Below are 13,833 nucleotides of genomic sequence, written 5' to 3' on the forward strand. Positions count from 1 at the left end.
CATGAGCGCGATTGAAAACGAGGGCGGGCGCCGCAGCGCCCGCGCCGTCGCCCTTGCATCATCGCTCGGCCGTTTCCTGGTCATTGCGATCACGACCTATCTTGGTCTGCTCGCGGTCACCTTCTTCATCGGCCGCGTCATCCCGATCGACCCGGTGCTGGCGGTGCTCGGCGATCGGGCGCCGGCCAATGTCGTCGAGCGCACGCGCCGCGAGATGGGCCTCGACTTGCCGCTGGTCGAGCAGTTCTACATTTATGTGAGAAGCGCGCTGCACGGTGATTTCGGCACCTCGGTGCTGACCACCAATCCGGTCATGACCGACATTCGCCGCGCCCTTCCGGCAACGACGGAACTGGCGACATTGGGAACGCTGATCGGTGCACTGTTCGGCGTGCCGCTTGGCGTGCTGGCCGCGGTCAGGCGTGGCAGCCTCATCGACCAGATCGTGCGCATCATTGGCCTCATCGGTTATTCCGTGCCGATCTTCTGGCTTGGGCTGCTGGCGCTGGTGCTGTTCTACGCCAAGCTGCAATGGGTGGCGTTTCCGGCCCGGCTCGACGTCGTCTACGAATACACCTTCACGCCGATCACCGGCTTCTATCTCCTGGATTCCCTGTGGCAGGGGCAGTGGGACGTCTTCTATGACGCCTTCCGCCACATCATCCTGCCGGCCTCGCTGCTCGGCTATTTCTCGCTCGCCTATATCAGCCGCATGACACGCTCGTTCATGCTCAACGAGCTCGCCCAGGAATACATCGTCGCGGCCCGCGCCAAGGGCCTGTCGGAAACCCGCATCATCTGGGGCCATGCGCTGCGCAACGCAGCGGTGCCGATGGTGACGGTGATTGCGCTCTCCTATGCCGGGCTGCTCGAAGGCTCGGTGCTGACCGAGACCGTGTTCTCGTGGCCAGGTATCGGCCTCTACATCACCAATTCGCTGCAGAACGCCGACATGAACGCAGTGCTCGGCGGCACCATCGTCATAGGCTCGGTCTTCATCGCCATCAACCTTCTCTCCGACCTGCTCTACCGCGTGCTCGATCCGAGGACGAAGTCCTCATGAGCGCCGACGCCATCCAGACCCGTCGCGACTGGCTGCTCAGCGAGCGGCCGGCGTCGCGCATGCAGGCAAGGCTCGGCCGCGCCTATGTGGCGTGGCGGCGCTTTTCCGCCAACCGGCTGGCATTTCTCGGCCTGCTCATCATCATTGCCTTGCTGGTCGTTGCCGCCACTGCCGGCGTGCTGGCGCCCTACTCGCCGACATTCGGCGACCTCAAGGGCTCGCGCCTGCTGCCGCCGAGCGCCGAGCACTGGTTCGGGACCGACGATCTCGGCCGCGATATCCTCTCGCGCATTCTCTACGGCTCGCGCTGGACGCTCTACGTGGTCATCCTGGTCGCCATCATCGCCGCACCCATCGGCCTCTTGGTCGGCACCGTCGCCGGCTATGCCGGCGGCTGGACCGATGCGATCCTGATGCGCATCACCGACATCTTCCTCGCTTTCCCCAAGCTGATTCTGGCGTTGGCCTTTGTCGCGGCCCTGGGCCCCGGCATCGAGAATGCGGTGCTCGCCATCGCCATCACCTCCTGGCCGCCCTACGCTCGAATTGCCCGCGCGGAAACGCTGACCGTGCGCAATTCCGATTACATCAAGGCGGTGCAATTGATGGGCGCCTCGCCCTTCCGCATCGTGCTGCGCCACATCATGCCGCTCTGCATCTCCTCGCTGATCATCCGGGTGACGCTCGATATGGCCGGCATCATCCTGACCGCCGCCGGTCTCGGCTTCCTTGGCCTCGGCGCGCAGCCGCCGCTGCCCGAATGGGGCACCATGATCGCGTCGGGCCGCCGCTTCGTGCTCGACCAGTGGTGGGTGGCCGGTGCGCCGGGCTTTGCCATCCTGATCGTCAGCCTTGGCTTCAACCTGCTTGGCGATGGCCTTCGCGACGCGCTCGATCCGCGCAGTGGTGACCAATGAGCACGCTTCTCGACGTCGAGGACCTGCGCGTCACCTTCCCGACCCGCACCGGGCTGGTCGAGGCGGTGCGTGGCGTCACCTTCTCGCTTGGCCGCGAACGGCTCGGCATTGTCGGCGAGTCCGGCTCCGGCAAGTCGCAGACCGGCCGCGCCATCATGGGGCTCACGCCGCCGCAGGCCCGGATATCGGCGAACAAGCTTGCCTTCGACGGCATCGACCTGCTCAGCGTCTCGCCACGCGAACGCCGCGCGTTGCGCGGAAAACGCATCGCCATGATCCTACAGGATCCGAAATATTCGCTCGATCCGGTGATGAGCATCGGCCGCCAGATCGTCGAGACGCTGCGCACCCATGAAAAGGTCGGCAAGGCCGAGGCGCGCGACCGCGCCCTGGCGATGCTGGAAGCGGTGCAGATCCGCGACCCGGCCCGCGTCTTCGACCTGCATCCGCATGAAGTGTCCGGCGGCATGGGCCAGCGCGCCATGATCGCCATGATGCTGATCGCCGGACCGGAAATGATGATCGCCGACGAGCCGACCTCAGCGCTCGACGTCACCGTGCAGCTCGATGTGCTCGGCATCCTCGACCGGCTGGTCAGCGAGCGCGGCATGGGGCTGATCTTTATCTCGCACGATTTGCGCCTGGTTTCGTCCTTCTGCGACCGCGTCATCGTCATGTATGCCGGCAAGGTGGTCGAACAGCTCAAGGCGTCCGAACTCGGCCGCGCCCAGCATCCCTATACGCGCGGCCTGCTCAACTGCATGCCCAAGATCGGCGCTGACCGTCACCCGCTGCCGGTGCTCGACCGCAAGCCGGAGTGGGCGGCATGACAGCAGCGATTGCCGTCGACCGGCTGGGAGTGATCTTCGACCGCTTTCACGCGCTGAAAGGCGTCAGCCTCGACGTGCAGCCGGGCGAATCCTTTGGCCTGGTCGGCGAATCCGGCTCCGGCAAATCGACGCTGCTGCGAGCCATCGCCGGCCTAGCGCCGGTTGCGTCGGGGAGCATCGCCGTCAACGGCAAAAAACTTGGTACTCGCCGCGACAAGGCCTTTTACCGCGAAGTGCAGATGGTCTTCCAGGATCCGTACGGGTCGCTGCACCCACGCCAGACCGTCGATCGCCTGCTGCAGGAACCGCTCGCCATCCACGGTTTTGCCGACGGCGAAAAGCGCATCCAGCGGGCGCTCGACGAGGTCGGCCTCGGTAACGGTTTTCGCTTCCGCTACTCGCATCAATTGTCGGGCGGCCAGCGCCAGCGCGTGGCGATCGCGCGCGCGCTCATCCTCGAACCGTCGATCCTGCTGCTCGACGAGCCGACCTCGGCACTCGATGCCTCGGTACAGGCGGAAGTGCTCAACCTTTTGGAAGAGGTCCGCCGGCGGCGCAAGCTGACCTTCCTGATGGTCAGCCACGATCTCGCCATCATCACCCATATGTGTGGGCGGCTGATGGTGATGCAAAGCGGCGAGGCGGTGGAGAATCTGAGCGCGGACGACCTTGTCGAGCGGCGTGTGACGAAGGATTATACGCGCAATCTGCTCAGGGCGAGCGAAGGGTTTGTAAGAACCGCTTGAAGCGTCTTCCTTATGCGCAGCACCAACCGTCTTCAGGGAAATTCCATGGACGAATGGAAGTTTGCAGACCCACCCAATGTCGCGGTGTTATCGGACAGGAGCATATTCAAAGGTGGCGACTGGATCGCATACGTTGTGCATGAAGATGACGACGACGACCACTACAGCGATCTAGGCGGCAGTTGGCAATTTCACAGCAGCGATACTCGAGATTGGGATGAACGCGAGATAATGCTCGTCGGCCTGCAAGAGGTGGTTCAGCAGGATGAAAGCATTCTGGCATTGGTCGATTTGCCAAAAGGTTGGCATGCTTGGCGCAGTTCCAAATCATCGCCGTGGCAGCGCGCCAAATCACTCCCTGTACCCTCCAACGACAACGAGTGATGCAGCAGAGTCTTAAATCGAACTTTGCGCCAGTTCGCCGCTCTCCGGAACGGGTGGTTCTTCCTTGGCTTTCGGCTCCTTGATCCGGAACCATGCCACGTAGAGCGCCGGCAGGAACAACAGCGTGATCGCGGTGCCGGCGATGATGCCGCCCATCATGGCATAGGCCATCGGTCCCCAGAACACCTCACGCGCGATCGGGATCAGCGCGAGGCTCGCGGCCGCTGCCGTCAGCGCAATCGGCCGCATGCGGTGCTCGGTCGCCTCGATCACCGCCGCCCAGCGGTCCTTGCCTTCGGTGACAAGATCCTCGATCTGCACGATCAGGATGACCGAGTTGCGGATCAGGATGCCGATCAGCGCCAGCACGCCGAGGATGGCGACGAAGCCGAGCGGCGCGCCGCTCGGCACCAGTGCGGCCACCACGCCGATCAGGCCGAGCGGCGCCACGGCAACGACCAGGAACAGGCGCTGGAAGCTCTGCAACTGCACCATCAGGATGGTCGCCATGACGAACAGCATCAGTGGCACGACGGCGGCGATGGGTCCCTGGCTCTTAGCGCTCTCCTCGACCGAGCCCGCGGTCTCGATCGAATAGCCCGGCGGCAGTTTGGCGATAAAGGCATCGACGGCTGGCCTCAGTTCATTGACCACGGTCGCCGGCAGCGTGTCGCCGACCAATCCGGCGCGCACGGTGATCGTCGGAATGCGGTTACGCCGCCACACCGTCGGCTGCTCCAGCTCGTAGCGGAAGTTGGCCACCGCCGCGAGCGGGATCGCCTCGCCGGTACCGGTAGGCAACTGCATGTTCTGCAACGTGCTGATCGAGCCGCGTTCGGCATCGCGTGAGCGCGCCACGACGTTGATCAGATAGGTGGCATCGCGCACCTGCGTGATGGTGTCGCCGCCGACCGTGCTGTTCAGTGCGCTGGCGATATCGGAGGAGGTGATGCCGAGCTGGCGCGCCTTGTCCTGCAGCACGTCGACCCTCAGCACACGCTGCGGCTCGTTCCAGTCGAAGGTTGGCGCGGCAAGCTTCGGATTGGTCGAGATGAGGCCGGCGAATTGCTGCGCCAGGCCGCGCACGGTCTGGATGTCGGGACCGCCGACGCGGTACTGCACCGGGCGGCCGACCGGCGGCCCCAGTTCGAGCGGCTTGACGAAGGCATCGGTGCCGACGAACTCCTCGCGCAGCAGCTTCTCCAGTTGCGGCTTCAGCCGGTTGCGAGCCTCGATGCTCTTGGTGACAATGACGGTCTGGCCGAAGTACGGATTGGCCGGTTGCACGTCGAAGGCGAGCAGGAAGCGCACCGCGCCCTGGCCGATATAGGAGCTGAAATGGTCGATGTCGGGGTTGCCGGCCAGCGCGCGCCCTTCGAAACGCTCGATCTGGTCCCGGGTCTCGGTGATCGACGAGTTCTGCGGCAGGTTCCAGTCGACGATCAGCTCCGGCCGGTCGGAAGGCGGAAAGAACTGCTGCTGGACGAGGCCAAAGCCGGCTATCGAGCCGGCAAACAACAGCACCGTGGCGATGATGGTCAGCCAGTGATACCGCACAGAGCCGATAAGCACACGCCGGAACAGTGACGTGAAGCGGCCCGGCTGGTCATGGTGCTTCGTCTTCATCGTCGCCGGAAGAATTGTGACGCCGAGTAGAGGTGCAAACAGCACGGCCACGATCCATGATACCAGAAGCGATACCGCGATAACGACGAACAGGGTGAAGGTGTATTCGCCGGCGGCGCTGTTGTTGAGGCCGATCGGGATAAAGCCGGCGACCGTCACCAGCGTACCGGTCAGCATTGGGAAGGCAGTCGATGTGTAGACGTAAGTCGCCGCTTTGCGCAGATTGTCGCCGACCTCAAGCCGCGCCACCATCATTTCGACCGCGATCATCGCGTCGTCGACCAGGAGACCGAGCGCGATGATCAGCGCCCCCAGCGAGATGCGCTGCAGCGAGATGCCGAGATAGGCCATGACCGTGAAGGTGATGGCCAGCACCAGCGGGATCGACAGCGCCACGACGAAGCCGGCGCGCATGCCGAGACTGATGAAGGACACCGCCAGCACGATGGCGACCGCCTCGAACAGCGCGCGCGTGAAGCCCGAGACGGCCTCCTCGACGATGACCGGCTGGTCCGCGACCAGATGCACACCGACGCCGACAGGCAGGTCGGCCAGCACCCTGTTCATCTCCGTGTGCAGCGCCTCGCCGAACTGCAGCAGATTGGCGTTGGGCTTCATGCCGATGGCGAGCGCGATAGCGTCCTGGCCATTGAAGCGGAACAGCGCCGTCGGCGGATCGACATAGCCGCGCGTGATCGTCGCCACATCGCTGAGCCGGAAGAAGCGGTCGTTGACGCGCAGATTGATGGCACGCAGACTCTCTTCGGACGTGAACTGGCCACCGACGCGCACGCTGATGCGCTCCGGTCCGGACTCGATGACACCGGACGGCGTGATCGCGTTCTGCGCTTGCAGGCTGGCAATGATCGCTTGCTGGTTGAGGCCAAGGGCGGCGATCTGGCGGGTCGAGAATTCGAGATAGATCGCCTCGTCCTGCGCGCCGACGAGATCGACCTTGCCGGCATTCGGCACGGTCAGGATTTTGGTGCGGACGTCCTCGACATAGTCGCGCAGCTGGCGCGGCGTCAGCCCGTCCGACGTGAAGGCGTAGATGTTTCCGAAGACATCGCCAAAGCGGTCGTTGAAGAACGGCCCCTGCACGCCTTGCGGAAACTGCGTCCGGATGTCGTTGACCATGTTGCGGACCTGAATCCAGTTCGGCACGACATCGCGCGCCTTGGTGGTGTCCTTCAGGTTGACGAAGATGACGGTCCGGCCGGCGGTGGTGACGGATCTGGTGAAATCGAGGCTGTCGAGCTCCTCGAGCTTCTTCTCTATGCGGTCGGTCACCTGCTGCCCGGTCTCCTTGACCGACGCGCCCGGCCAGTTGGCCTGGATGATCATCGTCTTGATGGTGAAGTTGGGATCTTCCTCACGACCGAGATTGAGGTAGGAGAAGATGCCGGCCACCACGAACACCAGCATGAAGTACCAGACCATGGAGCGGTGGCTGAGCGCCCAGTCGGAGAGATTGAAGCCCTTCATCAGACGCCGCCCTCTGGCACTCTGACCTTCTGGCCTTCGCTCAGGCTGTGGACGCCGGCTGTGACGACGCGCATACCGGCTTCCAGCCCTTCGGCGACGGTGAAGGTAGTGGCGCCCTTTGCGGCGACCTTGATTTCTTTGGCGTTAACGCTCGATGTCTGCGCATCGACGATCCAGACCTTGTCGACGCCGTCGCCTTCAAACAGTGCTGACATGGGCAATTCTATCGTCGGCGTAACCTTGGTTACGCGGGTCGCCGTCACTGTCGAGCCGAGTCGGAAGGCTCGCGGCGGATCGGTGAGCGTCAGCCGCACGCGCCGCGTGCGGGTCGAGCCTTCGGCCTGCGGCGCGATCTCGCGCAGCTTGGCCTCGGTCTGGATCGTCGGCTGCGATTGCAGGATGACCTGGAATGGCGTGCCGGCCGTGAGGTCACCGATCAACTGGTCGGGAATGTCGACCACCGCCTCGCGCAGGTCCGAGCGCGCCACCGTGACGACCGTCTGGCCAGGCGAGACCGTCTGGCCGACCTCGGCGCCGGTGGCGGTGACAACGCCGTCGAAATCCGAGAACAGCCGCGCGTAGCCAAGCTGCTCCTGCGATTTGGCAAGTGAGGCCTTGGCCCGTTCGACGCCGGCCTCCGCCGCTTTCCTCGCCTGCTCCGCCGCATCGAAGGCCGCCTGCGTGGTGTTGGCGGCGGCAAGCAGCTGGCGCTGGCGTTCCTCGCTGCCTGCGGCGTTGGCGAACTGCGCCTCGGTATTGGAGAGTTCCGCCTTGGCGGCCTGGACGGCCAGCTCCAGTGCGGTCGGGTCGAGCGCGGCGATCGTCGTGCCCTTGCTGACGATGTCGCCGACATTGACGTCGCGCGACACAACCCGGCCAAGCAGGCGGAAGGCGAGGTCGGCACTGACCTGCGGCTCGACCGAGCCGGCAAAGCCGAAGGTCTGGGTGGTGCGCGGCTCGATGACTATCGACAGCACCGGCCGGATGATCTCGGGCGGCTTTTCCTCGGACTTCGAGCAGGACACGAGCGTGCCAAGTGCAAACAGGCCAAGCATGAGGTGCGGCAGCCTTCTCATTGGCCCGCTCCCGATATCTCGACCGTTTGCCCGGGACTGAGCAACTGCCCGCCTGCCGTAACGACACTTTGGCCTGCGTTCAGCCCGCTGGCGATGACGACCGTGCCCGATTCGAATGCCAGCACCTCGACCGGCGCCGTCACAACCGCCTTGGTCGAGGGGTCGACGATCCAGACAGCCGGTTTGCCGGCAGTGGAGGTCAGCGCCTGCCAGGGCAACAGGATAGCCTTCGTCGGACTGGCGCTGACCGAGCCGATGACAGCCGCGCCCAGTGGCATACCGGCGGGCGTGTCGGGAATGGCGACCTTGACCCGGATCGAGCCCGAAGCCGGATCCACCGCTGGCGAGACTTCGCGCACCTTGCCCACGGCCTTCACCTGCGGGTCGGACAACAGCGTGATCGTCACCGTCGGCGATGGCGGTGTTTTGGCAACCAATGTTTCCTGGACATTGAACACCGCGTCGCGATCGCCGTCCTCGGCGACGGTGAAGACGGTCTGCGCCGCCTGCACCACCTGTCCGGTTTCGACCTGGCGGGCGGTGATGACGCCGGCGGCACCCGCCTTGAGCTCGGTGTAGGACAGGTTCTGCTGGGCGTTGGTGAGTGCGCTCCGTGCGGCATCGACACTACCTTGCGCCACCTTCAGCGCCTGATCGGCGGCGTCATAGTCGCGCCTGGTCGTAAAACCCTGGGCAAGCAGCGTCTTCTGCCGCTCGAAGGCGGCGGCGGACTGGGTCAGCTGTGCCTGCGCGGCGTCAAGATCGGCCTGTGCCGAGCGCAAATCGGATTCCTGCTCCTGCGGATCGATGCGGGCGAGCACAGCACCTTGATCGACATGCTGGCCGACATCGACCAGCCGCTCGGCGACGCGGCCACCCACCCGGAACGACAGATTGTTCAGCGTGCGCGCCGCGATCACGCCGGTCAGCGAGGTCCTTGGCGAAAAGTCTGCGATCGCAACTGTCTCGGTGCGCACCATCACCGGCAGCCTGTGTTCGGCTGCCTCCTGCTTCTGGCAGCCGGCCAGCAGCAGGCTCGCCATCGCGCAGGCAAGGATTGAGGTGTTTCGGTACGGCAAAGGGCTTGGGAGCAATGGTTGCAAGGCGGACGATTTCGCGTTCCTGCTCATGGCTTCCCCTGCCTGCGTAGGACGCTCCCACCGCGGAGCCTCGCGGGCCGTCCAAAGATAATCGATCCCGATGAAAAGGGAACCTCTCTCGTACGCGCATCGGTCGACTGGTCAAGGCGGCGCCCGGCGGCAGGCCCAATCGCCTGTTGACGGTGCCGACTTGAGGAAAACGTGAAATAAGGTCAGAAGACGTGTCAGCGACATCAAACAAGAACGGGCGCCGGCCCGATGAGGGATCCCATGAAGAATTCAGCAATTTCCGAACGCAAGAACCAGTCCATCTCGCGCGGCGTCGGCATGACCACGCAAATCTACGCGGACCGGGCTGAAAACTCGGAGATCTGGGATGTCGAGGGCCGCCGCTACATCGACTTCTCGTCGGGCATCGCCGTCGTCAACACCGGTCATCGCCATCCGAAGGTGATCGAGGCGGTCAAGGCGCAGCTCGACCGCTTCACCCACACCTGCCACCAGGTGGTGCCCTATGAGAGCTATGTGCGCTTGGCCGAACGGCTGAACGGCATGCTGCCCGGCAAGTTCGAGAAGAAGACGATCTTCGTCACCACCGGCGCCGAGGCGGTCGAGAACGCCATCAAGATCGCCCGCAACGCCACCGGCCGCCAGGCGGTCATCGCCTTCGCCGGGGGCTTCCACGGCCGCACCTTCATGGGCATGGCGCTGACCGGCAAGGTCGTGCCCTACAAGGTCGGCTTCGGCGCCATGCCGGGCGATGTCTACCACGCGCCGTTCCCGGTGCCGCTGCATGGCGTGTCGATCGCCGATTCGCTGGCCGCACTCGACCGGTTGTTCAAGGCCGATGTCGATCCGGCCCGCGTCGCCGCCATCATCATCGAGCCGGTGCAGGGCGAGGGTGGCTTCTACGACGCGCCGCGTGAGTTCCTGACCGCGCTGCGCAAGCTCTGCGACCAGCACGGCATGCTTTTGATTGCCGACGAAGTGCAGACCGGCTTTGCCCGGACCGGCAAGATGTTTGCCATGGATCACCATGAGGTGGTGGCCGACATCACCACCATGGCGAAAAGCCTGGCCGGCGGCTTCCCGCTGGCCGCGGTCACCGGCCGTGCCGAGATCATGGATGCGCCCGGCCCCGGCGGGCTCGGCGGCACCTATGGCGGCAGCCCGATCGGTGTCGCCGCCGCGCATGCCGTGCTCGACGTGATCGAAGACGAGAAGCTTTGCGACCGCGCCAACACGCTGGGTGCACGGTTGAAGCAGCGGCTGCAGTCGATCCGTGACGACGTGCCCGAGATCGTCGATATCAGAGGCCTCGGTTTCATGAACGCCGTCGAGTTCAACGACGTCAAGAAAGGCCTGCCGTCGGCCGAGATCGCCAATGCGATCAGGCTGAAGGCACTCGACAAGGGACTGATCCTGCTGACGTGCGGCGTCTATGGCAACGTCATCCGCTTCCTGGCGCCGATCACCATCCAGGACGGCGTCATGAACGAGGCGCTCGACATTCTGGAAAGCTCGATCCGCGAAGTCTGCGCTGCCTGATCGACGGCGAGTCGGCCTGGAGGGCCGGAATTATCCAGCCGCTCTGGCTGGTTCACCCTCGATGAAAGCGGCCAGCGCCGCTTTCAAGCCTTCGGGGCCCGCCGCAATTGTCTGCGGCGTCGGCGAGAAGCCGGAGCCGAGCATCTTGCGGCCAAGCATGTGGTCGCCGGGCCGGTTGACCGATTCGATGCCGAGCAGCCGGTCTCCGGCGTAGTGGTAGATCGAGAACTTGTTGTCGGGCAGGTCGCCCAGCACGACATGGCTGTCGCCGCCGGCGGTCAGGCCGACCATCTGCAGCTTCATGTCGCCGATGTCGGACCAGAACCACGGCACCGCCGAATAGGCGTCCGCATGGCCGGTAATGGTGCGGGCGGCGAGCCGCGCCTGGTCGGTGGCGTTCTGCACCGATTCCAGCCGCACGTCGCCGCCTGTGAACCAGTGCCGGTAAGAGGCGGCATCGCCAATGGCGAGGATTTCTGGCGCCGAGCTGCGCATCTGGTGATCGACGCGGATGCCGTTGGCGACAGCGAGGCCGGCTTCCTGCGCCAGCTCGACATTCGGCACGGCGCCGATGCCGACGATGACCATGCGTGCTGGCAGCCTTTCACCGGTTGAGGTGATCGCGGCCGAGACATGGCCGTTTTCGCCTTCGAGCCTTGCAATCGAGGTGCCGGTGAGGATCCGCACACCGATCGCTTCCAGCCTTTGGCGGACATGGCTCGCCACGACCGGCGCCACGGCGCGGCCGAGCAGCCGGTCGACCGCTTCGACCACCGTCACTGCACGGCCGGCCACCCGCAGCGTGGCGGCGATCTCCAGACCGATGAAGCCGCCGCCGAGGATAACGACATCGTCGCTCTGTGCGCTCAACTCGCGGATCAGCCGCGCATCAGCCAGCGAGCGCAGCGACAGCACGCCGGAAAGCTCTGAGCCGGCCAGCGGCAGGGTGCGCGGGCGCGAGCCGGTCGCCAGGATCAGGTGATCGAAGGCAAGCGCGCCACCACCGGCAACGTCCAGGCTACGACGGGGAGCGTCGATACGCTCGATCCTGACGCCGGGCCGGTAGTCAATGGCGCTGCCGGTGTAGAAGGCCTCGCCGCGCAGCGGCTGTGGCTTGGCCTCGGCGTCCTTGATGAAGGTCTTCGACAGCGGCGGCTTGTGGTACGGCAATTCATTCTCGTCACTGACGAGGATCACCGGTCCGTCATAACCCTCCTCGCGCAGACTTGCGGCCGCTTGAACCCCCGCATGACCCGCGCCGACAATGACCACACCGTTCTTCATCGCATTCCAATCCCGCTTCAATTCTAGGATGTCCCGCCAAGTGGCAATTGTCTGGCACCGCCGCAAGAGAGCTTTTGCGGGTCGCACCCGGAATGGCGGCTGTCAATCGCAGCGTTCATCGGCAAGACCCGGGCATAAAGTTGACTGTCGTAGTTTAGAATAATTCTAAACTATTGTTTCAATTGGCTTTTCCTGTCGATTTTCATTGACTTCCACCAACGTCGAAGCTTTATGGGGGCTCGCGCAATGGCGCATCCCTTTGATGTCTGGGCCTTGAACCCTTTCGATTGGAGGCATTTCGGTGTCTTTCTTCCGCAGACCACGTCTTGTCGTGGCCATTTTTTTGCCGGATGGCGTTGCCCTGCCCGACTTGTGCAGGCCGCCTGTTGCCGCGCCCATATTTCAGTGAATTCCTGAGGAGATGACAGTCATGAGAGCGATGATATCGGCACGGTATGGCAGCAGGCTCGCCGCGATCGGCGCCACCGCCCTGCTGACGGCGGCTGTGTTCGTGCTGCCGGCCAAGGCCGAAACCGACGCGAAGGCGGTCATCAAGACCTATGCCGATATCGGGCTCGCCAAATACGAGGATTCGCTGACCACCGCGCAGGCGCTCGACAAGGCGGTCGACGCCCTGCTTGCCCAACCATCGGTGGAAACCCTCAACGCCGCCCGTGACGCCTGGAAGGCAGCGCGCGTTCCCTACCAACAGACAGAAGTCTACCGGTTCGGCAACAAGATCGTCGATGATTGGGAAGGCGAGGTGAATTCCTGGCCGCTCGACGAAGGGCTGATCGACTATGTCGCCAAGAGCTATGGCACGGAATCGGACGCAAATTCGCTCTATACCGCCAATGTGATCGCCAACAAGGAGATCGAGATCAACGGCAAGAAGGTCGATGCCACGAACCTGACGCCGGAATTCCTCTCCGGCACGCTGCAGCAGGCCGGCGGCATCGAGGCCAATGTCGCCACCGGCTATCACGCCATCGAGTTCCTGCTCTGGGGCCAGGACCTGCACGGCACCGGCCCGGGGGCCGGCGAGCGCCCGTACACCGACTATGACCTCAAAAACTGCACCGGCGGCAATTGCGACCGCCGAGCGCAATATCTGAAGTCGGCGAGCGACCTTCTGGTCTCCGACCTGCAGAAGATGGTCAACGACTGGAAGGAAGACGGTGCCGCCCGCAAGAACCTCGTCGACGGCGAGCCGAACACCGCCATCTCGATCATCTTCACCGGCATGGGCTCGCTGTCCTACGGTGAACTGGCCGGCGAACGCATGAAGCTCGGCCTGCTGCTGCATGATCCCGAGGAGGAGCATGACTGCTTTTCCGACAACACCTACAACTCCCATCTCTACGACGCCATCGGCATTCGCGCCGCCTACCATGCCAGCTATACCAGGCTCGACGGAACCGTCGTTTCGGGACCTTCGGTGGCCGATATGGTGAAGGCGGCCGATCCGGCGATCGACAAGGAGCTGTCGGGCAAGCTCGATGTCACCGTTGCCAAGATGGAGGCGATCAAGGCGCGGGCACTGGCCGGCGAGGCCTACGACCAGCAGATCGCCGAGGGAAACACCGAAGGCAACGCCACCGTGCAGGCGGCGATCGACGCGCTGATCGACCAGACCAAGTCGATCGAACGCGCCGTCGGCACCCTGAAGCTCAATGCCATCGCCTTCGAGGGTTCCGACAGTCTCGACGCGCCGGACAAGGTGTTCAAGTAACCGCCGACAGGCCATGGCCTGATCCGAAGCCTGACACCCGGC

11 protein-coding genes are annotated in these 13,833 nt (G+C 64.2%); 7 read left to right on the forward strand and 4 right to left on the reverse strand.

Going from position 1 to position 13,833, the window contains the following annotated elements:
• Window position 1: 1 nt before the first annotated feature.
• Genes AC1D0I_RS04685 through AC1D0I_RS04705 form a run of 5 tightly spaced genes read left to right on the forward strand, consistent with a single transcriptional unit; the run spans window position 2 to window position 3,940 of the window.
• The gene (locus tag AC1D0I_RS04685; RefSeq protein WP_477393387.1) at window positions 2-1,063 is read left to right on the forward strand and encodes an ABC transporter permease; all 1,062 of its coding nucleotides are present in this window, start codon (window positions 2-4) and stop codon (window positions 1,061-1,063) included.
• Complete coding sequence (gene nikC, locus AC1D0I_RS04690) at window positions 1,060-1,980, forward strand: nickel transporter permease (RefSeq protein ID WP_477393389.1); 921 nt, start codon at window positions 1,060-1,062, stop codon at window positions 1,978-1,980. Before AC1D0I_RS04685 ends, nikC begins: the two co-directional genes overlap by 4 nt.
• Entirely contained in the window at window positions 1,977-2,810 is an 834-nt protein-coding gene (locus tag AC1D0I_RS04695; RefSeq protein WP_095082464.1) for an ABC transporter ATP-binding protein, read from the forward strand. The genes nikC and AC1D0I_RS04695 overlap by 4 nt, the downstream gene beginning before the upstream one ends.
• Entirely contained in the window at window positions 2,807-3,556 is a 750-nt protein-coding gene (locus AC1D0I_RS04700; RefSeq protein WP_477393391.1) for an ABC transporter ATP-binding protein, read from the forward strand. Before AC1D0I_RS04695 ends, AC1D0I_RS04700 begins: the two co-directional genes overlap by 4 nt.
• A 45-nt stretch (window positions 3,557-3,601) precedes the next feature.
• On the forward strand, window positions 3,602-3,940 hold the full coding sequence (locus tag AC1D0I_RS04705; protein ID WP_477305046.1) for a hypothetical protein: 339 nt from the start codon (window positions 3,602-3,604) through the stop codon (window positions 3,938-3,940).
• Between the two features lie 12 nt (window positions 3,941-3,952).
• Here the strand turns inward: AC1D0I_RS04705 and AC1D0I_RS04710 are convergent, their stop codons facing one another.
• Genes AC1D0I_RS04710 through AC1D0I_RS04720 form a run of 3 tightly spaced genes read right to left on the reverse strand, consistent with a single transcriptional unit; the run spans window position 3,953 to window position 9,170 of the window.
• Window positions 3,953-7,051, reverse strand: a complete 3,099-nt coding sequence (locus tag AC1D0I_RS04710) for an efflux RND transporter permease subunit (protein WP_477393392.1) — start codon at window positions 7,049-7,051, stop codon at window positions 3,953-3,955.
• Window positions 7,051-8,127, reverse strand: coding sequence for an efflux RND transporter periplasmic adaptor subunit (locus AC1D0I_RS04715; protein ID WP_477393394.1), 1,077 nt, complete (start codon window positions 8,125-8,127; stop codon window positions 7,051-7,053). Before AC1D0I_RS04715 ends, AC1D0I_RS04710 begins: the two co-directional genes overlap by 1 nt.
• The gene (locus tag AC1D0I_RS04720) at window positions 8,124-9,170 is read right to left on the reverse strand and encodes an efflux RND transporter periplasmic adaptor subunit (protein WP_457151578.1); all 1,047 of its coding nucleotides are present in this window, start codon (window positions 9,168-9,170) and stop codon (window positions 8,124-8,126) included. The genes AC1D0I_RS04715 and AC1D0I_RS04720 overlap by 4 nt, the downstream gene beginning before the upstream one ends.
• Before the next feature lie 327 nt (window positions 9,171-9,497).
• On the opposite strand from AC1D0I_RS04720, the gene AC1D0I_RS04725 reads away from it, so the two are divergent.
• A complete protein-coding gene (locus tag AC1D0I_RS04725) occupies window positions 9,498-10,775 on the forward strand; it encodes a 4-aminobutyrate--2-oxoglutarate transaminase (protein ID WP_477393396.1) in 1,278 nt (425 codons plus the stop codon).
• Window positions 10,776-10,805: 30 nt separating this feature from the next.
• Here the strand turns inward: AC1D0I_RS04725 and AC1D0I_RS04730 are convergent, their stop codons facing one another.
• Window positions 10,806-12,059 carry an NAD(P)/FAD-dependent oxidoreductase gene (locus AC1D0I_RS04730; protein WP_477305054.1) on the reverse strand — a complete coding sequence of 418 codons (1,254 nt, stop codon included), beginning with the start codon at window positions 12,057-12,059 and terminating at the stop codon, window positions 10,806-10,808.
• A 439-nt stretch (window positions 12,060-12,498) separates the two neighbouring features.
• On the opposite strand from AC1D0I_RS04730, the gene AC1D0I_RS04735 reads away from it, so the two are divergent.
• Window positions 12,499-13,791, forward strand: coding sequence for an imelysin family protein (locus tag AC1D0I_RS04735; RefSeq protein ID WP_477305275.1), 1,293 nt, complete (start codon window positions 12,499-12,501; stop codon window positions 13,789-13,791).
• The last annotated feature ends 42 nt before the right edge of the window (window positions 13,792-13,833 follow it).

This window comes from Mesorhizobium sp. P2_D1, from assembly GCF_056404455.1.